This is a genomic window from Streptomyces sp. NPDC086787 (assembly GCF_044745865.1).
Taxonomy (GTDB): Bacteria; Actinomycetota; Actinomycetes; order Streptomycetales; family Streptomycetaceae; genus Streptomyces.
The window spans coordinates 1-22,069 of sequence record NZ_JBIVBC010000021.1; the positions used below are offsets into that span (position 1 = coordinate 1).

The window sequence follows — 22,069 nt, forward strand, 5'->3', positions numbered from 1 at the left end:
TTCCCGAACAACGCCGTCTCCGACGTGAACCGGTCACCCGTGAGCTGCATCCCATCACCCGAATCACCCGCAAAACGAATGATCACACGATCCAGGCTGCGGACATCCTTCACGCCACCCGGTTTGCGCTGATCTCCCACGACGGCTCCGTCGGCCTGCTCCGCTGGGCTGCTGACCTGGCTGGTCACTGAACTGGACCTCCTTCGAGGCGGCTGTCCGGGCGTGTCCGTCCCGCGGACTCTGCCAGGATCAACCCTACGTCGCCCTGACTTGTCATGATTTCTCGCCCCCGAGCTCTTTCTGGTGACGCTCCCCGCCTGTTTCTCGGTTCTGGATTCTGGGTTCTGGGTCTATCGGTTCCGGGTTCGGGACTTCGCTGACACAGTGTCAGTCCATCAGGAGTTCAGGTAGGTGAGGACGGCCAGAACACGCCGGTGGTCCCCTTCGCTGGGGGACAGGCCGAGCTTCAGGAAGATGTTGCTCACGTGCTTCTCGACTGCTCCGTCGCTCACCACCAGTTGCCTGGCGATCGCCGAGTTCGTCCGCCCCTCGGCCATCAGGCCCAGAACCTCCCGCTCCCGGGGGGTGAGCCCCGCGAGTACGTCCTGCTTGCGGCTGCGTCCCAGCAGCTGCGCGACCACCTCCGGGTCGAGGGCGGTGCCGCCTCCCGCCACCCGCACCACCGCGTCGACGAACTCCCGCACCTCGGCGACCCGGTCCTTGAGGAGATAGCCGACCCCCCGGGTGGAACCGGCCAGCAGTTCGGTGGCGTACCGCTCCTCCACGTACTGTGACAGCACCAGCACGCCGAGCCCGGGATGCTCCTTGCGCAGCCGTACCGCGGCCCGCACCCCCTCGTCGGTGTGCGTCGGTGGCATCCGTACGTCCGCCACGACGACGTCGGGCAGCTCGCCCCGCCCGTCGAGGTCGGCGATGGTCTTGACCAGCGCCTCGGCATCCCCGACCCCGCTGACGACCTCGTGCCCCCGATCGGTCAGCAACCGGGTCAGGCCCTCCCTGAGCAGCACTGAATCCTCGGCGATGACCACCCGCACCCTGTCCTCCACGATCTTCCAGCCCCCGTGCTCGCGCGTCTCCGTCTGTACGAAGGCCCAGCATTCCAGCAAGGGGGACGCGCCGCCCCCGGGCAGCGGGAATCGGGACACGGCTGTCAGGATCCGTGCCCCGAAACGGCTTGTCGTCGATCTGTCGTAGATCTGTCGTGGGCCTGTCGTGGGCCTGTCGTCGGCCTGTTCTCGGCCTTTCGGGGCCGTCGTGCGGTGGTCAGCCTCGCCAGGGCAGCTCCGCCGTGACCCTGGTGGGCCCGCCCGCGGGTGAGTCGACCGCCAGGATCCCGTCCACCGCGTCCAGCCGCTCGGCCAGCCCGGCGAGTCCGGAACCGGCGGACATGTCGGCTCCCCCCGTGCCGTCGTCCATGACCTGGAGCATCAGCCGGTCCTCCGAGCGCCACACGTCCACCGTCGCGCGACCGGCCCGCGCGTGCTTGCTGACGTTCTGGAGCAGCTCGGAGACGGTGAAGTAGGCGATCCCCTCGATGGCCGGCGCCGGACGCTCCACGAGGTCCACCTCGACCTGCACCGGCACCGCGCACCGCGAGGCGACCGCGGACAGCGCCGCGTCCAGCCCCCGGTCCGTGAGCACCGCCGGATGGATTCCGCGGGCCAGGTCACGCAGCTCCTGGAGCGCCGTCTTCACCTCGCCGTGCGCCTCCTCGACCATCCGCGCGGCCGTCCGCGGGTCCTCGGTCAGCTTCTCCTTCGCCAGCCCCAGGTCCATGGCCAGCGCGACCAGCCGCGCCTGCGCTCCGTCGTGCAGGTCCCGCTCGATGCGCCGCAGGTCGGCGGCGGCCGTGTCGACCACCGTCCCCCGGTCCGACTCCAGCTCCACCACCCGCGTCACCAGCCGCGACGGCCCGAGCAGCCCCCGCACCAGCAGCCTGTCCACCAGCGTCAGCGAACGCACGATCCACGGCGTGGACAGCGTCAGCAGCAGCCCGACCAGCGCGGTCACGGTGATCTCGAACGGGTTGTCGAGGTAGACGCGGTGGGTGTCGTCGCCGTACAGCTGAAGGCCGTCCTGGCCGCCGTACATCGGGAACACCCAGAACCACAGCGGATACGACACCAGCGCCCAGCCACACGTCCAGAAGGTCAATGCGACGACGAACGAGAACACCGACCAGGGGAACTGGAGCACCGCGTAGAGCAGGTGCCGCCACGACGTGCCGCTCTTCAGCGTCGCACCCATCCAGCCCAGCGCGCCCGGCCGGGCCACCCGCAGGGGCTCCGGGTCGGCCACTTCCAGGCGCAGCAGCTCGCGCGCCCGCGCCCGCTCCAGGACCCCGAAGCCCCGGCACCCGGCCAGCGCCGCCGCCAGCACCGGAACACCGAGGAACGTCACCAGCAGGCCCGCCCCGAGCGACACCGTCGTCACGGCGAACACGAACAGCAGGATGCCGATCGGCAGGCCGAGCAGTACGTAACCGAACTCCCGCAGGCTGCGGGCCTCGAACGGCGCGCGCAGCACGGCGGGCACGCGATGCTCCCGCGCGTCCTCCGCGCTCCGGAACCCGGGGCCGCCGTAGTACCCGTAGTCCTGCTCGTACCCCTGCTCGTACTCCCGTCCGTACTCCGTGGCCATCAGCGTCGTCCGTTCTCCTCGTCAGGCGGCCGTCTTGCCGTGCCTCCACACTCCCGTGCCGCGGGTTCTCAGGCCATGGAGGCCGTCGGCGTCCTGATCGGGGGGTTTTCCCTACCCCCGGGGAGGGGTGCGGTCCCGATCACGGTCCCGCCAGGGCAGCTCCGCCGTGACCGTCGTCGGACCGCCGGGCGGGGAGTCGACGACGAACAGCCCGTCCACGGCGCCCAGCCGCTCCGCGAGCCCCCGCATCCCGGTACCGCCGTCCAGCCGCGCGCCCCCACGGCCGTCGTCCCACACCTGTATCAACAGCCGGTTCTCCGACCGCCACACGTCGACCGACGCCGACCTCGCCCCGCTGTGCTTGCTGATGTTCTGCAACAGCTCCGAGACCGTGAAATAGGCGATCCCCTCGATCGCGGCCGCCGGTCGGGCGTCCAGGTCGGCCGTGACCTTCACGGGCACCGTGCAGCGGGAGGCGACCGACGACAACGCGGCGTCCAGACCGCGGTCGGTGAGCACCGCCGGGTGAATGCCGCGCGCCAGGTCGCGCAGCTCCTGGAGGGCCAGCTTCACCTCGCCGTGCGCCTCGTCCACCATCGCCGCCACCTGCTCGTCGGCCCGGCCCTCCAGCAGCTTCTCCTTGGCCAGACCCAGGCCCATCGCCAGATTGACCAGGCGGGCCTGCGCCCCGTCGTGCAGATCGCGCTCGATACGCCGCAGATCCGCGGCCGCCGTGTCGACCACGACCCCCCGGTCCGACTCCAGCTCGGCGATACGGCGCTCCAGCTCGTCGGACGGCGACAGCAGCCCGCGCACCATCATCCGGTCGACGTTGGTGAAACCCCGAACGATGAACGGCAACACCGGCCACAGCACGAAAAGGCCGGTCAGGGTGATGACGAAGGTCAGGATGCCCCACGGCAGCCGCACCAGGCCGTACAGCAGGGTCCGCCACCCCACCGGGTCCCGCAGCGCCATCCACACCCGCTGGAGCAGCCCGCCGGCCCTGGCGAACGGCAGCGCGCTCGGCTCCTCCACCCGCACCCCGAGCAGTCCTCGCGCCCGCGCGCGCTCCAGCCCGCCCAGCAGCCGCGCGCCCAGCAGCGCCAGAGCGAGCAGCGGAAAACCCACCACCGTGACGGTGAGCCCGCCGCTGACCGCCACGGCGGTGACGGCGTAAGTGAACCCGACCACCGCCACCGGCAGGTTCAGCAGGGAATGTGCGATCTCCCTCCAGGTACGGGAGTCGTAGGCGAAACGGGCCGGCGGCAGCGGCTCGTCACCGGGGGAGTCGGAAGGGGAAGGTGCGGTCATACCGGCAAGCGTGCCGTGTGACGGGGGAGGGCGCCATGATGTTCTCCGTCGCCCCTTCCTGGGGAAAACCCCACCCCGGCATCTCAGGGTGTGACGGGCTGCTTACGGTCTCTTTATCAGGGCCTAGACTCCCGTGCGTACAGATCGTCGAATCAGTCGCATCAAGCGTTGACCGGTGTCGCCAGGCCAGGGAGCGAGGGACGGACGTTGCGGGAGACGTTGGGGGGCTCGACCGTCGTTGCGGCGGACTACTTCCAGTCCTACTCGGTCGTGGGACTGCTCGTTCTGGTGGGCGTACTGTTCGTGGCAGTCGCCTTCGGCGCGGGACGGCTGCTGCGCCCGGTGGTCCCCACCCCCGAGAAACTGCTGACCTACGAGTGCGGCGTGGACCCCGTCGGTGAGGGCTGGGCACACACCCAGGTCCGCTACTACGTCTACGCCTTCCTGTACGTGATCTTCGCGGTCGACTCGATCTTCCTGTTCCCCTGGGCGACCGTCTTCGCCGCCCCGGGCTACGGCGCGACCACGCTCGTGGAGATGTTCATCTTCCTCGGCTTCCTGACCGTGGGCCTGCTGTACGCGTACAAGAAGGGAGTGCTGACATGGACGTGACTCCCGAGCCCTCCGGACCGGTGCCGCTTCCCGAGCCGATGCGGCTGGGCACGCTCGCCCGCCTCGCCCCGGAGCCCATGAAGGTGGTCCTCAACTGGGGCCGCCGCTACTCGCTCTGGGTCTTCAACTTCGGCCTCGCCTGCTGCGCCATCGAGTTCATCGCCGCCTCGATGGCCCGCCACGACTTCATCCGGCTGGGCGTGATCCCGTTCGCACCGGGCCCGCGCCAGGCCGACCTGATGATCGTCTCCGGCACGGTCACCGACAAGATGGCCCCCGCGGTCAAGCGGCTGTACGAGCAGATGCCCGAGCCGAAGTACGTCATCTCCTTCGGCGCCTGCTCCAACTGCGGCGGCCCCTACTGGGACTCCTACTCCGTCACCAAGGGCGTCGACCAGATCATCCCCGTCGACGTCTACGTCCCCGGCTGCCCGCCGCGCCCCGAGGCACTGCTCCAGGGGATCCTCAAGCTCCAGGAGAAGATCGCCAAGGAGTCCCTGGAGGAGCGCTACGGCGCCACCGGGACCCCGCGCCCCTCCGCCGCCGCGCTGCGGAGCCCCCTGGTACAGCCGCCCGCTGCCGAGGGAGACCCGCGATGACCACGGTCGGCTGGCTGCCCGCCCCCGCCGAGGAACTCTTCGGCCCGGAGGCCACGGCCGAGGAGTCGTACGAGGTCCTGACGGTGGACGTTCCGCCGTCCTCCTGGCTCACCGCCCTGGAGACGGCCCGAACGACCCTCTCCTGCACCTACTTCGACTGGCTGAGCGCCGTCGACGAACCGGGCACCGGCTTCCGCGTCGCGGCGCACGTGGCCGCCCTGTCCCCGGTCCGCCGACTGCTGCTGCGCACCACCGTCCCGCACGAGGACCCGGTACTCGCCTCCGCCGTCGGCGTCTACGCGGGCGCCGCCTGGCACGAACGCGAGACCCACGAAATGTTCGGCGTCCGCTTCGAGGGCCACCCCGCCCTGGACCACCTTCTCCTGCCCGAGACCTTCGAGGGCCACCCGCTGCGCAAGGACTTCGTCCTCGCGGCCCGAGTCGCCAAGGCCTGGCCCGGCGCCAAGGAACCGGGCGAGTCCGACCACGGCGGCCCCAAGCGCCGCCAGATTCTGCCCCCGGGCGTCCCCGACCCCAACGAATGGGGCCCCCTCAAGGGCCAGCTGCCTCCCGCCCCGGCCCGCCCGGCCCGGGCGGCGGCCCGCCCCGCTCGCGCGGCCGGCGAAGCCGGCGCGGGGGAGCGGCCGGTACGGCGTGCCCGCACCGCGGCGGAGCCGGCAGGCCAGGCCACAGCGGCGGAGCCGGCAGCCACCGACCAGACACCGCCGACCGGGAACGTCCCCCCCACTGCCCCACGCCGGGCGCGCAGCGCGAGCGACGGATCCGCTTCCCAACAGCACCCCACCACCCAGCCTCCGGAGTCCCCTGAGGCCCAGCCTCCCGCCGCCGGTCCGCGCCGGGCGCGCAGTGCGAGCAGTGGGTCCGCTTCCCAGCGGGCGCAGGATGCGGCTGAGGCGTCTGCCCCTGAGCCTGCCGAGCCGACCGGTCCGGCTGCCGGTCCGCGCCGGGCGCGCAGTGCGAGCAGCGGGTCCGCCTCTCAGCGGGCGCAGGATGCGGCCGAGAAGCAGATCCCCGATCCGGCCGCCCAGCGCAGCTCGGACGCCCCCTGGCACCACGCCCGCCCAGCCTTCGACGAGCCGGCCCAGAAACAAGAGCCGAAGCCGGAGCGCGGTCCGGACTCAAGTCCGGCCCCTGCGTCGGACTCGACCCCGGACGCGACTACGGAGCCGGAGCCGGAGCGTGCTCCGGACCTGGCGCGTGCCCCGGAGCCGACGCCGGACTCGGACCGTGCCCCGGAGCCGGAACGTGACCCGGACCTGATGCGCGAGCCGGACCCGGAGACGGGCCCGACGCCTGTCCCGGAGGCGCCCGCTTCCGAGTCGCCCGGCCCCAAACGGCCTGCCTCCGAACAGTCCGCCTCCGAGGACGCCGTCCCCGAATCGGATGCTGCCCCCGAACCGGACGCCGCCCCCGACAACCCCACCGGAGGCCCGCAGTGAACGACGTGCTCGACGTCGCCCTGCGACTCCTGGTCGTCTTCGTCGTCTTCCTCACTTTCCCGCTGATCGTCGGGCAGGCCGAGCACAAGGTGATGGCCCATATGCAGGGCCGGCTCGGCCCGATGTACGCCGGTGGGTTCCACGGCTGGGCCCAGCTCGTCGCGGACGGCGTCAAGTTCGCGCAGAAGGAGGACGTGGTCCCGGCGGGCGCGGACCGCCGTATCTTCCAGCTGGCCCCCGCCGTGGCCCTCCTGCCCTATCTGCTCGTCCTGCTCGCCATCCCTGTCGGACCCGGCGAGGGCGCGGTCGGCCAGGTCGTGGACGCGGGCGTCTTCTTCGTGCTCGCGGTGATGGGCGTCGGCGTCCTCGGCTCGCTCATGGCCGGGTGGGCCAGCGCCAACAAGTTCTCCCTTCTCGGTGGCCTGCGCACCGCCGCGCAACTCCTCGCCTACGAACTTCCGATGCTCCTCGCGGCCGCCTCGGTGGCGATGGCGGCCGGCACGGTCTCCCTTCCCGGCATCGTCGATGCCTTCCACTGGTGGTGGCTGCCGTGGCAGATCACCGGTGCGCTCGTGTTCTTCGTGGCCGGTCTCGCGGAACTCCAGCGCCCTCCCTTCGACATGCCCGTCGCCGACTCGGAGATCATTTTCGGCGCGTACACCGAGTACACCGGCCTGCGCTTCGCGCTGTTCCTCCTCGCCGAGTACGCCGGGATCATCGTCCTGTGCGGCCTGACCACCGTCCTCTTCCTGGGCGGCTGGCACGGTCCCTGGGGTGCCGACGGCCTCGGCTGGGTGTGGACCCTGCTGAAGGCGGCGGTCCTCGCCTTCGTCGTCATCTGGCTGCGCGTCACCTATCCCCGGCTGCGCGAGGACCAGCTCCAGAAGCTGTCCTGGACCCTCCTCGTCCCCCTCTCCCTCGCCCAGATCGCCCTCACCGGCATCGTCAAGGTGGTGATCTCCTAGTGGCCGAGAAGCCCCGGCCCGCCCGGTCCCGCATCCCTGGCTCCGGCCTCGCCAAAGGTCTCGCCGTCACCCTGCGCACGATGACCAGGAAGACGGTCACCGAGCAGTACCCGGAGGTTCAGCCCGACCTCGCGCCGCGCACCCGTGGCGTGATCGGTCTGTTCGAGGAGAACTGCACGGTCTGCATGCTGTGCGCCCGCGAGTGCCCGGACTGGTGCATCTACATCGACTCCCACAAGGAGACGGTCCCGGCGGCCACCCCCGGCGGCCGCGAACGCAGCCGCAACGTCCTCGACCGCTTCGCCATCGACTTCTCCCTGTGCATGTACTGCGGTATCTGCATCGAGGTCTGCCCTTTCGACGCGCTGTTCTGGTCACCCGAGTTCGAGTACGCCGAGACCGACATCCGTGAACTCACCCATGAGCGCGACAAGCTCCGCGAATGGATGTGGACGGTCCCGGCACCGCCCGCCCTCGACCCCGGCGCGGAGGAGCCCAAGGAACTCGCCGCTGCCCGGAAAACCGCCGAGAAGCTCGCGGCGACCCAGGCGCAGGCCCAGGCCGAGCCCCGGCTTCCCGAGGAGGGCAACGCGTGAGTCTCGCCGCCGTCACCCACGGCTTCCTCTCCCCGAACGGTGTCGAGATCGCCTTCCTTCTCGTCGGCCTGGTCACCTTCGGCGCCGCCCTGGTCACCGTCACCACCCGGCAACTGGTGCACGCCGCCCTGTGGCTCGTGGTGGCCCTCGGCGGTCTCGCCGTCGAGTACCTCCTGCTCACCGCCGAGTTCATCGCCTGGGTGCAGGTCCTCATCTACGTCGGGTCCGTCGTCGTCCTCCTTCTGTTCGGTCTGATGCTCACCAGGGCGCCCATCGGCCGCTCCCCGGACGCCGACTCCGGCAACCGGTGGGCCGCCCTCACCGTGGCGGTCGCCGCCGCGGCCGCCCTGGTCTGGGTGGTCGTCGACGCCTTCCGCACCACCTGGGTCGACCTCGACGGCGCCGCCGCGGGGTCGACGAAGGTCACCGGCGAGAGCCTCTTCCAGAACTGGGTGCTGCCCTTCGAGGCCCTCTCGGTCCTGCTCCTCGCGGCCCTGGTCGGTGCGATCGTCCTGTCCCGCAAGGCGAAGGCCGAGTCCGGCCCTCCCCATGTGAACTCGCGACCGGTGACCGAGAGTTCCACCTCCGTCACGGATTCCGGGATTCACCCGATCGAGCAGGAAGGCGCCCGCTGATGCACCTCGCCTATCCCGCCGTGCTCTCCGCCCTCCTCTTCTGCACCGGCCTGTACGGCGTCCTCGCCCGGCGCAACGCGATCCTGGTCCTGATGTCGGTCGAGCTGATGCTCAACGCCGTCAACCTCAACCTGGTCGCCTTCGACGTCTGGCTCAGCAAGACGGCCGCCGACACCCTGCACTCCGGGCAGGCCCTGACCCTGTTCACCATCGCCATCGCCGCCGCCGAGATCGGCATCGGTCTGGCGATCGTCCTCGCCGTGTACCGCAACCGCGGCACCTCCGACATCGACAGGCTCCGCGACACCGCCGAGGGCCACGAGCCCGACGGCCCCGACGGCGACGGCCCCGACAGCGGCGCGCCCGCGGCCGAGAAGGCTGAGGCCACCGCGTGACCACGACCACCCTCGCCGCCCTCGTCCCCCTCCTGCCGTTCCTCGGCGCCGTCGGCGGCCTGCTGCTCGGCCGCACCGCCCCCGGCTTCGTCCGGCCGCTCGCGATCCTGCCGACCCTCGCCGCACTGGCCCTGACCGTGCTGGTCGCCGTGCGCCAGGGCGGCGGCACCGCCGTCACCGCCCACACCCAGCTCACCCCGACCGGCTCGATCCCGATCGAACTCGCCCTGTACATCGACGGGTTCGCGGCCCTCGTCGCCGTACTCGTCGGAGTCGTCGCCACCTGCGTGCAGGTCTACTCGACCGGCTACCTGCGGGACGACCCGCGCTACCCCTCCTACGCGGCCCTCGTCTCCCTGTTCACCTCCGCGATGTTCCTGGTCGTCTACTCCGGCGACCTGATCGTGCTGCTGGTCGGCTGGGAAGTCATGGGCATCTGCTCCTACTTCCTGGTCGGCCACTACTGGGAGACCCCGGAAGCCCGCGCCGCCTCCCTCAAGGCCTTCCTGGTCACCAAGCTCGGCGACGTCCCCTTCCTCATCGGCCTGTTCGCCCTCGCCACCGACGCCGGGTCCTTCCGCATCACCCGGGTCCTCGACGCCGTGGCGAACGGCGGACTGCACCACCCGACCCTGATCGCCCTGCTGCTTCTCGCGGGCGTGGCGGGCAAGTCGGCCCAGTTCCCGCTGCACACCTGGCTTCCCGACGCCATGGCGGGCCCGACCCCCGTCTCCGCGCTGATCCACGCCGCGACGATGGTCGCCGCCGGTGTCTACTTCGTCGCCCGCCTCCTCCCCGTCTTCCAGGCGTCCTCCGCCGCGCTGGTCGTCCTCGCCGTCATGGCCGCCGTCACCATGGCCGGTTCGGGCCTCGCCGCCCTCGCCCAGGACGACATCAAACGCGTCCTCGCCTACTCGACCATCGGCCAGCTCGGCTACATGACCGGCGCCCTCGCCGTCGGCGACCGCGGCGCCGCCGTCTTCCACCTTCTCTCCCACGGCGCGTTCAAGGCGCTGCTGTTCCTCGCCGCGGGCGTGATCATCCACGCCGCGGGCACCAACTCACTGGCCGCCATGTCCCGCATGAGCCATCTGCGCGACCGCGTCCCGGACGCCTTCTGGACGATGACCGTGGCGCTCCTCGCGCTCGCCGCGATCCCGCCCTTCAGCGGCTTCTTCTCCAAGGAGTCCGTGCTCGGCGCCGCCGAACACGTCGCCACCGGCCACACCGGACACGCCCCGCCCGGCGCCGGCTGGATCGTCCTCGTCGCCGGCCTGCTCACCGCCCTGCTCACCGCGGGCTACGCGACCCGCCTGTGGCTGCTCGCCTTCCACGGCCGTGGCGCGGAGGCGCCGGACCACGGCAGGCAGCCCCTGACGATGACCGTGGTGCTGTGGGTGCTCGCCGTCCCGTCGCTCGCCCTCGGCGGGCTCGCCTACCGTGTGCTGCCCGACTGGTTCGACGGCCGCGACCTCAACCCGACCCTCCTCACCTCGATCCTCGGCACCGGCCTCGCCCTGGTCGGCGTCCTGGTCACCTACGGCGCCTGGCAGCGCACCGCACCGCTCGCCGCACGGTTCCCCCTCGGCGCGGTCGCCGCCCATCCCGAGGGCGACGCCGGACTCGTCGAGGAGGAGGCCATCGCCAGCCACAAGGCCGCCTACGGCGACGTGGCCCAAGCGCCCGACCCGGCGGACCCCGGACGGCTGCTGCTCGGCCCGCTGCACCGGCACGCCGCCGTCGGCTTCCACCTGGACGCCCTGTACGCGGTGCTGTTCGTCCGCCCGGTCCAGGCCGGGGCGAGCCTCGTACGGTTCCTCGACCGCGAGGTCGTCGAAACCTACGTACGCGGCGCGGCCGCGCTGCCACGGCTGCTCGGGGCGGCCGTACGCCGCGCGCAGACCGGCAATGTGCAGACCTACGTGAGCGCGCTGCTCGCCGGCTCCGTCGTCCTGGCGGTGGCCGTCCTCCTCGTCGCCACGGGAGCGTGAGCAGGCGTGATCGATATCAGCGAGTCCGTGATGCAGTTCCTTCTGGCGTTCGTCGTCGTCGGCCCGCTCCTCGGGGCCGCCGCCGCTCTCCTGCCCGCACCGCCCGGGCTGAAGGGGAAGTCACCCGAGCAGGCCGTACTGCGGCACGGTGTGACCGTCACCGGTGCGGTCCTCGCCGCCGCGATCGTCCTCGCGCTCGGCTTCGACCACGACCACCCGGCGAAGATGCAGGCCACGACCGACATCAGCTGGATCCCCGCACTCGACGTGCGGATCCACCTCGGCATCGACGGCATCTCCCTCCCCCTCCTGGTCCTGACCGCGCTGCTGACCTTCCTCTGCGCGCTGTACTCCTACTTCAAGCCGCCCACGGGCCCGGCCCCGAAGGCCTTCGTCGCGCTGCTGCTCGTCCTGGAGGCCGGCACCCTCGCGAGCTTCGCCGTCCTCGACCTGCTGCTGTTCTTCCTCGCCTTCGAGACGGTGCTCATCCCGATGTACTTCCTCATCGCCCGCTGGGGCGGTGTGGACCGGACCCGGGCCGCCTGGCAGTTCATCCTCTTCACGCTGCTCGGATCCGTCGTCATGCTGCTCGGCCTGCTCCTGATCGGAATCAAGGCGGGCACCTTCGACATGGTGGCACTCGCCACTGACAACGGCCGGTCCCTGACCACATCCGTGCAGGTCATCGCCGTTCTGGCGATCGGGATCGGGCTCGCGGTGAAAACCCCGATGTGGCCGCTGCACAGCTGGCTGCCCGACGCCCACACCGCCGCGCCCACCGTCGGCTCGGTCCTGCTGGCCGGTGTCCTGCTGAAGATGGGCACCTACGGGTTCGTCCGGATTCTGCTGCCGGTCGCCCCGGACGGCTTCCACACCTTCGCGCCCTACCTCGCCGCCTTCGCCGTCGTCGGGATCATCTACGGATCCCTGGCCTGCCTGGCCCTCGCCAGACAGGGCGCCAAGGGCGATCTCAAGCGGCTCATCGCCTACTCCTCCGTCGGGCACATGGGCTTCGTCCTGCTGGGCATCTCGACCATGACCCCGACCGGCGTGAACGGCGCCCTGTTCGCCAACATCGCCCACGGCCTCATCACCGGCCTGCTGTTCTTCCTGGTCGGAGCCCTGAAGGACCGCACCGGCACAACCGACCTCGACACCCTCGCGGAAGGGGCCGGTGCCGCGCTCTACGGCAAGGCCCCCCGCCTGGGCGGTCTCCTCGCGTTCGCGGCCGTCGCCTCCCTCGGCCTGCCCGGCCTGGCCGGGTTCTGGGGCGAGATGCTGGCCCTGTTCGGCGCGTTCGACCCCGCGGCGGGCCTCAGCCGGCCCGCGTTCCTCACGTTCATGTCGGTCGCCGCGTTCGGCACGCTGCTGACGGCCGCGTACATGCTCGCCGTGGTCCGCCGGGTGTGCATGGGCGCCGTGCCGCAGGAGGCGCCGAAGCTCGCCGACGTCCAGACGTACGAGTTCGCGGCCTGGACCCCGCTCGTCGCCCTCACCGTCGTCGCCGGACTGTGGCCGAGGGCCCTCCTCGGCCTCAGTGATCCGGCCGTGCAGCAGCTCCTCGCAGGAGGCACCCGATGAGCGTCCTGGCCCAGCCGCAGGCCCAGACGGCCGTCGCGTCGGCGGTCCAGTCCGTCGACTGGCTCGCGATCGCTCCGCCCACCGCCGCGGCGGTCGTCGCGCTCGCCGTCCTCGTCGCCGACCTGTTCCTGCCCGAGGCCAGGAAGGCCGTGCTCGGCTGGGTCTCCGTCGCGGGACTCGCCGTATCGGCCCTCCTGCTGCTGCCCCTGCTGGGCGGCGACCGCAGCACCTTCTGCCTGACCGGCGACCCGCACACGTGCAGCTACACGGCGGACCGGTTCACCCTCGTCATCCAGTTCCTCGTCCTCGGTGGCGCGCTCCTCGCCGCCCTGCTGTCGGTCACCGCGCTGAAGGACGACCGCAGGAAGATCCCGGAGGGCGAGTTCTGGTTCCTGCTGCTGTCGTCGGCGTCCGGCGCGGCCCTGCTGCCCGCCTCCCGCGACCTCGCCACCCTGGTCGTGGCCCTGGAAGTGGCCTCGCTGCCCGCCTTCGCCCTGGTCGGCATCCGGCACGGCGACCGGAGGTCCTCCGAGGCCGCCCTGAAGTTCTTCCTGTCGTCGGTCACCGCCACCGCGGTGAGCCTGATGGGCATCAGCTTCGTCTACGCCTCCACCGGCACCCTCTACCTGGCCCAGGTGGCCGCCCGCATCCAGCACGTCCCCGGCCAGCTCCACACGCTCGCCCAGGCCGGAGTCGTCCTCACCCTCGTCGGCTTCGCCTTCAAGACGGCCGCGGTCCCCTTCCACTTCTGGGTGCCCGACACGTACGTGGGAGCCCCGCTGCCCGTCGCCGCCTATCTGTCGGTCGTCGGCAAGGCGGTCGGCTTCTCCGGCCTGATCCTCGTCACCGTCGTGGCCCTGCCCTCGTACGGCGGCGTCTGGGGGCCCGCGCTCGCCGCGCTCGCCGCCCTCACCATGACCGTCGGCAACGTCGGCGCCCTGCGGCAGCAGGCCACGCGCGCGTACAGCGCGGTACGGCTGCTCGCCTGGTCCTCCGTCGGCCAGGCGGGGTACCTGCTGGTGCCGATCGCCGCCGCCGGATACGACCAGGACCCCCGGAAGGCGATCGGCTCCACCGTCGCCTACGCCCTGATGTACGGCGCCGTGAACCTCGGCGCCTTCGCGGTGGCCGCACTGGTCGGCCGTACGAAGTCCCTCAACCGGGTCTCCGACTACCGGGGCCTGTACGCGTCCCACCCCCTGGCCGCCCTGATCCTGGCGTTCTTCCTGCTCTGCCTGGCCGGACTGCCGCCGGGCGTCATCGGCCTCTTCGCGAAGGTCACCGTCTTCTCGGCGGCCGTCGACGCGGGACTCGGCTGGCTGGCCGTGGTCATGGCCGTCAACGTGGTGATCGCCCTCTTCTACTACCTCCAGTGGACAGCCCTGCTGTTCCGCGCCCCCGAGGGCGAGCCCGCCAGGCACCGCGTCCCGGGCCCGCTCACCGCCGCGATCACCGTCAGCGCGGTCCTCGGCGTCGTCCTGTCCGGCGCGCCCCAGCTGGTGCTGCGCTTCGCGGGCGCCGACCTGTTCTGAGCCGTACCGCGCTCTGAGTCGTACCGCGACGTGGCGGACGACCGGCCCCACGCGCGGCGGGGCCGGTCCGCCATCACCCGGACGGCGGACCCGGGCCGCCGTGCCCGCCGGGGAACCCGCGGCCGCCGCCTGGCGTTGACCATTGCGGGAGGGTCCACTGGACGTGACACCGCACAGTGACACCACAGTGGCCCCGCCTCAGCAAGCAAATCCGCAAGCAAAGGGTTCCCCTGCCGCACACTTGGAGGGCGTACCGTGCACCGCCGGCACAACGGGCTCAGGACGGCAGTACTCCTCGGGGGACTGTCCGCACTCATCATCGTCATCGGCAGCTTCTTCGGCCGCACGGGACTGATCGTCGCCGTTTTCGTCGCGCTCGGCACCAACGCGTACGCGTACTGGAACAGCGACAAGCTGGCACTGCGCGCGATGCGCGCCCGCCCCGTCAGCGAGTTCGAGGCCCCGGCTCTCTATCGCATGGTCCGCGAGCTCTCCACCCAGGCCCGCCAGCCCATGCCCCGCCTCTACATCTCACCGACCGAGGCGCCGAACGCCTTCGCGACCGGCCGCAACCCGCGCAACGCCGCCGTGTGCTGCACCGAGGGCATCATGCGACTCCTGGACGAACGCGAGCTGCGCGGTGTGATCGGCCATGAGCTCAGTCATGTCTACAACCGCGACATCCTCATCTCGTCGGTCGCCGGCGCCCTCGCCTCGGTGATCATGTTCCTGGTGAACTTCGCCTGGCTCATTCCCATAGGCCGCTCCGACGACGACGACGGCCCCGGTCTGCTCGGCATGCTGTTGATCATGATCCTGGGCCCGCTCGCCGCCACCGTCATCCAGCTGGCCATCAGCCGCTCCAGGGAGTACGAGGCGGACGCCTCGGGAGCCCAGCTCACCGGCGACCCGCTCGCCCTCGCGGGCGCCCTGCGCAAGCTCGACGCGGGTACCAAGCAGCTACCCCTGCCTCCCGAGCCCAAGATCGAGACCGCGAGCCACATGATGATCGCCAACCCCTTCCGCCCGGGCCGGGGACTGTCGAAGATGTTCTCGACACACCCGCCGATGGCGGAGCGGATCGCACGGCTAGAGAAGATGGCAGGTCGCAACCAGTGAAGACCATTCTGAACGTTATTTGGCTGGTCCTGAGCGGCTTCTGGCTGTTCCTGGGCTACCTGCTGGCCGGCGTCCTGCTCTGCATCACCATCATCGGCATCCCGTTCGGCATAGCGGCGTTCCGGATCGGCGTCTACGCCCTGTGGCCCTTCGGATATACGACGGTCGAGCGCCGTGACGCCGGAGCCCCCTCCTGCATCGGCAACGTCCTGTGGCTGGTTCTCGCGGGCTGGTGGCTGACCCTCGCCCACATCGTCACGGGTGTCGCCCTGTGCCTGACGATCATCGGCATCCCGTTCGGCATCGCCAACTTCAAGCTGATCCCGGTATCGCTGCTCCCGCTGGGCCGCGAGATCGTCCCCACGGACGAGCCGTTCGCGGCACGCTGAGGGCAGATCCGCGTCGGGTGCCGCCGACGGAATCGTGGCCGCACCCGCCTTCATGACCTCCCGCATCCCATCCCCATCGGCCGCCGGTCCAGGGGCTGCCGCCCCCTGCCCTCGGGCTGTAAGGGTTAGCCCCGGCCGACAGCAGGTCCGCGGCCGCAGGGTGACTGTCTGCCTGCGTGTGCGCAGTCCCGGCCGGGTGCCGCGTGTGGGCGCCGTCGCCGTACCGGAGGCCGACGCCCAGCTGATCTCCGCAACCGAACGGCGTTCCTCCGGCGTCCTCACCACCGACACGGCACGGCCTGTGCGGCACGGCCGACCCGGACGCAAGTCACAGGGCCGGCCAAGTGCGAGCACAGCACGAGAGGGCAGGTTCACGGCATGAGCATCATCGGCTGGATCATCCTGGGACTGTTGGCCGGAGCCATCGCGAAATTCCTGCTGCCGGGGCGCGACCCCGGCGGCTTCATCGGAACGACGGTCATCGGCGTGGCGGGCGCGTTCATCGGGGGCTGGATATCGGCCCGCTGGCTCGACCATCCGATCAGCAAGGACTTCTACGACGGCACCACCTGGGCAGCGGCCATCGGCGGCTCCCTGGTGCTGCTGATCGCCTACCGCATCCTCTTCGGCAACTCGCGCGACTGACCGAGCCTCCACGCGCGGACGGCACCCCGAAGGGCGGCCGCAATCGGCGGGCGCCCAGCCTTCCGCGCCGTCCCCCGCGCAGTGCGTCGACCTCCCACGCCGGCAGATGAAGGCGCGCCAACGGCTCACCGCTCCCGTCGCGCCCCGAACACCGCCCGGCAACGTCCGCGCGGGTCGGGCCGGTCGGTCACCGGTAGGCCCATGTTCCCTGGCTGTGCCCTCGGGCGCGGCAGAGGCCTCGGCCGTCAGGCCACGGGCTCGGACCGTTCGGCGGGGACGGGACAGCGGGGCGGGTATCCCGCCTTCAGGTCGGCGAGGATCCCCTCGTCCGTGGCCGACGCGGTCGGCCGCGCACCCGCCCAATCAGCGGGAACCGGACCGTGTCGGGTCCCACCTGTCGTAGGGGTCACCGCCCGTACGAGCGGCGAAGTTCACTGTCTTGTCACAGCCCGACCACTCGCACAACCGTGTCCGCCCTCAGCGGGTCTAGTAGTCCGAAGTCGCGCGAATCGCGCAGGGAGACACCCCGGGGCAGACCCTGGGGCGTTGGGGAGAAGAGGAAGTACTCATCATGGGGGACATACGCAGACGAGGTGCCATCGTGCTGGGTGTCACGGGGCTGGTGGCGCCGCTCACCCTTGCCTTCACCGCGGCACCGGCACAGGCCGCTGGTTGCACCACGCAGGCGGGGCCGTACCAGAAGCAGGTCGAGAAGTTCCTGGGCCGTCCGGTCGACGGCAAGCAGTCCGCCGCCGACTGCAAGGCGACCCGTGCCTTCCAGACCAAGCACGGGATCACGCCCAACATCGGCTACGCCGGGTCCATCACCTGGGGCGTGATGGACCTCATGAACAAGCAGAAGGCCGTCGGGCACAACCCGAACAAGGACGGCAAGTGCCCGGTGAACAAGGGCCGCATCGCCTGCGTGAACCTCACCCTCCAGCTCAGCTGGATCCAGGACGGCAAGAAGCTCGTCTACGGCCCGGTCCCGGTGCGCACCGGACGGGACGGGTACGAGACCCGCACCGGTCTGAAGAAGATCTACTGGCGGGACATCGACCACGTGTCGAACATCTACAACGTTCCGATGCCCTACAGCCAGTTCTTCGACGGCGGCCAGGCCTTCCACTCGGTGGGCCTGAGCATGTGGAACCCGCCGGGCTCGCACGGCTGCGTCAACATGACCACGACGACCGCGAAGAAGTACTGGTCGCTGCTGAAGAACGGCGACGACGTCTTCGTCTACGGCCGCAAGCCGGGCACCTGAGCCCTCACGCCGCGGGAGCTTCCCCGAAGCCGGCGTTCGCCGGCCGGACCCCACCCCACCCTGCTGTGCGACTCGTGCGCGACGATGCCCGGCAGGGTGCAGGGGGCGGCCGCCCGGGCGTTGACCGGCGGCAGCGTGCGCGCTCACTCACCGCCTACGCCTCGAAGTGGAGCTCCGTGTACACCAGGTCCACCAACTCCTCGGCCTCGGACGTACGGGAGCTGTCGGGAACCTCGTAATACCCGCCCAGGGTGGCGATCACGTCCTTGTGCGAGTGGTCGTACTCGTGGGCCTCGCTCTCCTTCTCCCCGGCGGTCTTCGAGCCGGGGTCCGGCCACCACCACACCGTGTCCCGGATCTCGTCCTTCGACAGAGGTCCGGCCAGGACGATGTCCCGGCCCTGGACCTTCCCGGTGATCCGTGCCGCATCGGTCGCCATGTGCCCTGTGTCCTTTCAGCGAGGGGGACACCGTGGCGTCCCGTTCCGATCAGGACAGCGACTACCCGCCGAAGCGTCTTTTCAACGGGTCGAACCGGACAGTCAGCGGATCACAGAAAGCGCCGGACGGGGGCGACCGCGACTTCCTTGACGCGCTGCAGAACGGCCCGTCGTCTCCAGCGAGTGAGGTCGATGTCCGCGCTGCGCCGCAGATCCGCCTCGAAGTCGGCGTCCAGCACGGCGGTGAACTCCTCGTCCAGGACGGCGAGCATGACTTCTTCGTCGTGGTCCATCGACCGGCGATTGAAGTTGGTCGATCCGACGAGAGCGGCCACCGAGTCCACGGTGATGATCTTGGCGTGCATCATCGTCGGCTGGTACTGACGCAGGTGGACGCCGGCCTCCAGCAGGCGCGTGTAGTGAAACTGACCGGCGAGCTGACAGGCCCGCTGGTCGGTGTGGGGTCCGGGCAGCAGGATCTCCACCCGCACGCCGCGCCGAGCGGTCTCGCACAGCAGGTCGATGAAGTAGGTGTCCGGGGCGAAATAGGCGGTGGCCAGCCGGAAGCGTTCCTGGGCGGAGGTGAGCATGACCCGCATGAGGGTCTGCATGTCCTGCCAGCCGATGCTCGCGGAGCCACGGACGACCTGTACCACGGACGATCCGGTCTGATCGTGCTCCGTGAAACGGTCACGGTCGTCGTAGAGCTCGTCATGGCACTCGGCCCAGTTCTGCGCGAACGCGGCCGCGACCCCGTCCACGGCGGGACCTCGCACCTGCACATGGGTGTCACGCCACTCGGCGGGATTGCGGGCGTCCCCGCACCATTCCTCCGCTATGCCCACGCCGCCGGTGAAGGCGGTGCACTCGTCGATGACGAGCGCCTTTCGATGGCAGCGGTGGTTCTGCTTGAACGGCGACAGTCGAACGGGCTTGCGGAACCAGGCGACCTGCACGCCCGCGGCCGTCATGACCTCCAGCAGCTGCTTCTCGATCTCCTTGGCGCCGAAGCCGTCGAGCAGCAGCCGTACCCGCACCCCTGCGCGAGCGCGGTCGGCCAGTGCTTCGGCGAAGTCGCGGGCCACCTGTCCCCGCCAGTACACGAACGTCATCATGTCGATCGTGTGCCGAGCCGAACGGATCGCCCCGAGCATCGCGGGGAAGATCTCATCACCGTTGCGCAGACGCACCAGTTCGTTGCCTTCGGTCGCGGCCACGCCGATCAGCCGCTCCAGACGGCGGCGCAGGCGCTGCTTGCGCGCCGCTGCGTCGGACGTCCCTTCGGGCGCGAATGACGCCGGTGTCTCATCGAGTGTCACGCGAACCCACCTACCTGTACCTGCCCATGCAGACAGAGGACCACGGGCTGCCGGACGAGCCCGAAAGACCGCATGCCCGGCCGCCGCCGTGTCACTCCAGCCGCCTGCCCGGCCCCGACCGGCGCAGTGGCGCGCCCACCGTGTGCAGATGGCCGAGAGCGTGGCCGGTTCAGGAAGAAGTGACGCCGGCGAAGGCGCCGTCGAGGAACCCGGAGATGCGGGTCGTATTGCTGACGGCGCGTTCGACGGACGGGTGGGGTCAGGCGTTCTGTTTCTGCGGGTGCAGGTCGAGTGTGATGTGCGGGGCGAGTGCGTGCAGGAAGTCGGGGGCGTCGAAGATCTCGCCGGCGGAGACGGCGCCGAGGGTCTTGGTGCGGCCGGTCAGGACGCGCTCGAGAGCCTCGGCAACGAGGGGCGCGGTGACGGCGTAGATGTCCTGGCCTCGGGCCGTGGCCCGGCGTTCGGCTCCGCCGGAGCGCACGACCACATCGACGAGGAAGGTCTGGTCGGAGCGCCCCCTCTCGTCCGCGGCGGTCGGGGCCGGAGTGTGGGAAGCGGCGACGTCGCGGACCGCGTCGGCGTTCATGTAGGTGGTCACGTCGGGTATGGACAGGTGCTGGGGAACGGTGACGGCGTCCGCCATGGTGAACTCCCCGACCACCTGCCGGGGTCCCACCGGTTCCGGGAAGGCCCACTCCAGGATGGGCGCGGCGTCGGTGCGGTGCTCCCATTGTCCGCCGCTGTAGCGCAGGCGGCGGTCGCCGCGCCGCTCACGGGAGACCGCACCCGAGCGCCGGGTGCCGGCGGTGGGGTGCCAGTCGCTGAGCGCGTAGGCGATGTGAGCCTCGTCGGCCTCGGTCCAGTCGCCCATTGCCGCGGTGACCAGCAGGTCGCCGAGGCCGCCGAAGAACGCCATGGCCGGGACGATCACCGCTCCCGCCTCCCGTGCCCGCTCGCGGTAGAGGGCGAAGGTGTCGAAGTTGGCCTCGAGTTCGGCGGCCACGTCCAGGTAAGGAATGCTCGCGCGGAGCGCGGCCTCGATCACGGGGCCGGTCGTTGAGGCGAAAGGGCCGGCGCAGTTGATGACTGCCGCGGTGCCTGCCAAGGCCCGGTCCAGCGAAGCCGGGTCCTCGACCGAGGCCACCCGGGCCACCAGCCCGTGTTCGCGGGCCAGTTCCTCCAAGCTCTGCGCGTTGCGCCCGGACAGCACCGGGACGAAGCCACGCGCGGTCAGCTCCGCGACCACGAACCGTCCGGTGTGACCGTACGCGCCGAACACCGCAACCAGCCGGCTTTCCCCCACGAGACTCTCCTGTGCACTCGGACACCCGCCGCGAGTCGAACCTCTGCGGCCTGACACCCACATCCTGTCCTCAGGGCATCACTCCGCACGACTGTCGGAAACGACATGACGCGTACAGTTTCGGACATGCCTGCTGTCGCACTGGCCGTCACCGACGGCATGCTCCACTACGAACTGTCCGTGGCCGTCGAGATCTTCGGGGCCGACCTGACCCACATCGTGGATCCCTGGTACGGCTTCTCCGTCTGCGGAAGCGGTCCGGTACACATCGGCCGCTTCCGCCTTGAACCCGACCACGGACTCGACCACCTCGTGCACGCGGACACGGTGATCGTCCCCGGCTGGGCCGACACCGACCGCGAACCGACCGCCGAGCTGGTCGAGGCGGTACGTGCCGCCCACGTGGCCGGCGCCCGCGTGGCCTCACTGTGCACGGGAGCCTTCGTCCTGGGCGCGGCAGGACTGCTGGACGGCAGGCGCGCCACCACGCACTGGGCCCACACCAGGGAACTGGCCCGGAGGCACCCGGCGGCCACCGTCGATCCGGACGTCCTCTACGTCGACAACGGTGACGTCCTCACCTCCGCGGGCAAAGCCGCCGCCATGGACCTGTGCCTGCACCTGGTCCGCCTCGACCATGGTTCGGCCAACGCCAACAAGATCGCGCGCCGTCTGGTCATTCCACCCCACCGCGACGGCGGCCAGGCCCAGTTCATCGCCACCCCTCTCCCCGCCCCGGGCAACCACCCACTGGACGAGCTCTTCCCCTGGGCACTGGAGAGGCTGGACCAACCGCTCACCGTGGAGGACCTGGCTCGCCAGGCCCGCATGAGCTCACGTCACCTGGGCCGCCACTTCAAGCACCTCACCGGCACCACACCACTTCAATGGCTCCACACCCAGCGCATCCGCCACGCCCAGGAACTACTGGAGACAACCAACGCCACCGTGGACACCATCGCCTCGGCCACCGGCATGGGCACCGCCACCACCCTGCGCCGGCACTTCCAACGCAGCGTCGGCGTCCCACCCGACACCTACCGCCGCACCTTCCGCCCCTGAGAAGTGCCCCCGGTGCCACCAGGAAATCGGACAGCACCACGGCACCGTGCTGTCCGAAGTGCTGAACACCTGCTGCCCAAACTCGGGTTCTGCGGTACTCACGCTGGTCGAGGGCGACAGCGCGGAGTAGGTCATCCGGCAGAGTGGTCGGCTCACCCCCACCAGCCACTGACCCTCAACAACGA

The 22,069-nt window shown here is 70.6% G+C and carries 22 protein-coding genes and 1 pseudogene; 15 read left to right on the top strand and 8 right to left on the bottom strand.

The window, feature by feature from the left end:
• From ACIPK3_RS31025 to ACIPK3_RS31040, 4 genes are all read right to left on the bottom strand, one after another.
• The coding region (locus tag ACIPK3_RS31025) for a hypothetical protein (protein ID WP_402575071.1) at positions 1–188 on the bottom strand (188 nt) is incomplete at its 3' end.
• Positions 189–395: 207 nt separating this feature from the next.
• Entirely contained in the window at positions 396–1,055 is a 660-nt protein-coding gene (locus ACIPK3_RS31030; protein WP_402575201.1) for a LuxR C-terminal-related transcriptional regulator, read from the bottom strand.
• A 229-nt stretch (positions 1,056–1,284) separates the two neighbouring features.
• Complete coding sequence (locus tag ACIPK3_RS31035; RefSeq protein ID WP_402575073.1) at positions 1,285–2,661, bottom strand: sensor histidine kinase; 1,377 nt, start codon at positions 2,659–2,661, stop codon at positions 1,285–1,287.
• Between the two features lie 111 nt (positions 2,662–2,772).
• Complete coding sequence (locus ACIPK3_RS31040) at positions 2,773–3,975, bottom strand: sensor histidine kinase (protein ID WP_402575075.1); 1,203 nt, start codon at positions 3,973–3,975, stop codon at positions 2,773–2,775.
• Positions 3,976–4,182: 207 nt separating this feature from the next.
• Here ACIPK3_RS31040 and ACIPK3_RS31045 point away from each other — a divergent pair, with 207 nt between their 5' ends.
• From ACIPK3_RS31045 to ACIPK3_RS31110, 14 genes are all read left to right on the top strand, one after another.
• Positions 4,183–4,587: an NADH-quinone oxidoreductase subunit A gene (locus tag ACIPK3_RS31045; RefSeq protein WP_402575077.1), complete on the top strand. Its 405-nt coding sequence runs from the start codon at positions 4,183–4,185 to the stop codon at positions 4,585–4,587.
• Positions 4,578–5,186, top strand: a complete 609-nt coding sequence (locus tag ACIPK3_RS31050; protein ID WP_402575079.1) for an NADH-quinone oxidoreductase subunit B — start codon at positions 4,578–4,580, stop codon at positions 5,184–5,186. The genes ACIPK3_RS31045 and ACIPK3_RS31050 overlap by 10 nt, the downstream gene beginning before the upstream one ends.
• Positions 5,183–6,646, top strand: a complete 1,464-nt coding sequence (locus ACIPK3_RS31055; protein WP_402575080.1) for an NADH-quinone oxidoreductase subunit C — start codon at positions 5,183–5,185, stop codon at positions 6,644–6,646. The genes ACIPK3_RS31050 and ACIPK3_RS31055 overlap by 4 nt, the downstream gene beginning before the upstream one ends.
• A complete protein-coding gene (locus ACIPK3_RS31060; RefSeq protein ID WP_402575082.1) occupies positions 6,643–7,611 on the top strand; it encodes an NADH-quinone oxidoreductase subunit H in 969 nt (322 codons plus the stop codon). Before ACIPK3_RS31055 ends, ACIPK3_RS31060 begins: the two co-directional genes overlap by 4 nt.
• 80 nt (positions 7,612–7,691) lie before the next feature.
• Positions 7,692–8,207 carry a 4Fe-4S binding protein gene (locus ACIPK3_RS31065; RefSeq protein WP_402575203.1) on the top strand — a complete coding sequence of 172 codons (516 nt, stop codon included), beginning with the start codon at positions 7,692–7,694 and terminating at the stop codon, positions 8,205–8,207.
• On the top strand, positions 8,204–8,842 hold the full coding sequence (locus ACIPK3_RS31070; RefSeq protein WP_402575084.1) for an NADH-quinone oxidoreductase subunit J: 639 nt from the start codon (positions 8,204–8,206) through the stop codon (positions 8,840–8,842). The genes ACIPK3_RS31065 and ACIPK3_RS31070 overlap by 4 nt, the downstream gene beginning before the upstream one ends.
• Positions 8,842–9,237, top strand: a complete 396-nt coding sequence (nuoK, locus tag ACIPK3_RS31075; RefSeq protein ID WP_402575086.1) for an NADH-quinone oxidoreductase subunit NuoK — start codon at positions 8,842–8,844, stop codon at positions 9,235–9,237. The genes ACIPK3_RS31070 and nuoK overlap by 1 nt, the downstream gene beginning before the upstream one ends.
• Entirely contained in the window at positions 9,234–11,228 is a 1,995-nt protein-coding gene (locus tag ACIPK3_RS31080) for an NADH-quinone oxidoreductase subunit L (RefSeq protein WP_402575088.1), read from the top strand. The genes nuoK and ACIPK3_RS31080 overlap by 4 nt, the downstream gene beginning before the upstream one ends.
• 6 nt (positions 11,229–11,234) lie before the next feature.
• Positions 11,235–12,809, top strand: coding sequence for an NADH-quinone oxidoreductase subunit M (locus ACIPK3_RS31085; protein ID WP_402575090.1), 1,575 nt, complete (start codon positions 11,235–11,237; stop codon positions 12,807–12,809).
• Entirely contained in the window at positions 12,806–14,341 is a 1,536-nt protein-coding gene (locus ACIPK3_RS31090) for an NADH-quinone oxidoreductase subunit N (protein WP_402575092.1), read from the top strand. The genes ACIPK3_RS31085 and ACIPK3_RS31090 overlap by 4 nt, the downstream gene beginning before the upstream one ends.
• Positions 14,342–14,596: 255 nt before the next feature.
• Positions 14,597–15,460 carry a zinc metalloprotease HtpX gene (gene htpX, locus ACIPK3_RS31095; RefSeq protein ID WP_402575094.1) on the top strand — a complete coding sequence of 288 codons (864 nt, stop codon included), beginning with the start codon at positions 14,597–14,599 and terminating at the stop codon, positions 15,458–15,460.
• Positions 15,457–15,849, top strand: coding sequence for a YccF domain-containing protein (locus ACIPK3_RS31100; RefSeq protein WP_402575096.1), 393 nt, complete (start codon positions 15,457–15,459; stop codon positions 15,847–15,849). The genes htpX and ACIPK3_RS31100 overlap by 4 nt, the downstream gene beginning before the upstream one ends.
• A 378-nt stretch (positions 15,850–16,227) precedes the next feature.
• Positions 16,228–16,494, top strand: a complete 267-nt coding sequence (locus ACIPK3_RS31105; RefSeq protein ID WP_402575098.1) for a GlsB/YeaQ/YmgE family stress response membrane protein — start codon at positions 16,228–16,230, stop codon at positions 16,492–16,494.
• A 571-nt stretch (positions 16,495–17,065) separates the two neighbouring features.
• Positions 17,066–17,761, top strand: a complete 696-nt coding sequence (locus ACIPK3_RS31110) for a L,D-transpeptidase family protein (RefSeq protein ID WP_402575100.1) — start codon at positions 17,066–17,068, stop codon at positions 17,759–17,761.
• A 4-nt stretch (positions 17,762–17,765) separates the two neighbouring features.
• Here the strand turns inward: ACIPK3_RS31110 and ACIPK3_RS31115 are convergent.
• The 4 genes and pseudogenes from ACIPK3_RS31115 to ACIPK3_RS31130 form a co-directional block, all read right to left on the bottom strand.
• Positions 17,766–17,901, bottom strand: a pseudogene (locus ACIPK3_RS31115) (gfo/Idh/MocA family oxidoreductase); the annotation flags it as partial.
• A 14-nt stretch (positions 17,902–17,915) separates the two neighbouring features.
• On the bottom strand, positions 17,916–18,200 hold the full coding sequence (locus tag ACIPK3_RS31120) for a hypothetical protein (RefSeq protein WP_402575102.1): 285 nt from the start codon (positions 18,198–18,200) through the stop codon (positions 17,916–17,918).
• A 110-nt stretch (positions 18,201–18,310) separates the two neighbouring features.
• Positions 18,311–19,519, bottom strand: a complete 1,209-nt coding sequence (locus ACIPK3_RS31125) for a phosphatidylserine/phosphatidylglycerophosphate/cardiolipin synthase family protein (protein WP_402575104.1) — start codon at positions 19,517–19,519, stop codon at positions 18,311–18,313.
• Positions 19,520–19,778: 259 nt separating this feature from the next.
• Positions 19,779–20,798 carry a saccharopine dehydrogenase family protein gene (locus tag ACIPK3_RS31130; RefSeq protein WP_402575205.1) on the bottom strand — a complete coding sequence of 340 codons (1,020 nt, stop codon included), beginning with the start codon at positions 20,796–20,798 and terminating at the stop codon, positions 19,779–19,781.
• A gap of 150 nt (positions 20,799–20,948) precedes the next feature.
• Here ACIPK3_RS31130 and ACIPK3_RS31135 point away from each other — a divergent pair, with 150 nt between their 5' ends.
• Positions 20,949–21,884, top strand: coding sequence for a helix-turn-helix domain-containing protein (locus ACIPK3_RS31135; RefSeq protein ID WP_402575106.1), 936 nt, complete (start codon positions 20,949–20,951; stop codon positions 21,882–21,884).
• The last annotated feature ends 185 nt before the right edge of the window (positions 21,885–22,069 follow it).

Excerpts from the sequence above, each read along its gene's own strand:
- ACIPK3_RS31040 (WP_402575075.1), bottom strand. The coding sequence starts at position 3,975 with ATGACCGCACCTTCCCCTTCCGACTCCCCCGGTGACGAGCCGCTGCCG.
- ACIPK3_RS31050 (WP_402575079.1), top strand. The coding sequence starts at position 4,578 with ATGGACGTGACTCCCGAGCCCTCCGGACCGGTGCCGCTTCCCGAGCCG.
- ACIPK3_RS31120 (WP_402575102.1), bottom strand. The coding sequence starts at position 18,200 with ATGGCGACCGATGCGGCACGGATCACCGGGAAGGTCCAGGGCCGGGAC.
- ACIPK3_RS31055 (WP_402575080.1), top strand. The coding sequence starts at position 5,183 with ATGACCACGGTCGGCTGGCTGCCCGCCCCCGCCGAGGAACTCTTCGGC.
- ACIPK3_RS31065 (WP_402575203.1), top strand. The coding sequence starts at position 7,692 with ATGACCAGGAAGACGGTCACCGAGCAGTACCCGGAGGTTCAGCCCGAC.
- ACIPK3_RS31110 (WP_402575100.1), top strand. The coding sequence starts at position 17,066 with ATGGGGGACATACGCAGACGAGGTGCCATCGTGCTGGGTGTCACGGGG.
- ACIPK3_RS31135 (WP_402575106.1), top strand. The coding sequence starts at position 20,949 with ATGCCTGCTGTCGCACTGGCCGTCACCGACGGCATGCTCCACTACGAA.
- ACIPK3_RS31035 (WP_402575073.1), bottom strand. The coding sequence starts at position 2,661 with ATGGCCACGGAGTACGGACGGGAGTACGAGCAGGGGTACGAGCAGGAC.
- ACIPK3_RS31090 (WP_402575092.1), top strand. The coding sequence starts at position 12,806 with ATGAGCGTCCTGGCCCAGCCGCAGGCCCAGACGGCCGTCGCGTCGGCG.
- ACIPK3_RS31105 (WP_402575098.1), top strand. The coding sequence starts at position 16,228 with ATGAGCATCATCGGCTGGATCATCCTGGGACTGTTGGCCGGAGCCATC.
- nuoK (WP_402575086.1), top strand. The coding sequence starts at position 8,842 with ATGCACCTCGCCTATCCCGCCGTGCTCTCCGCCCTCCTCTTCTGCACC.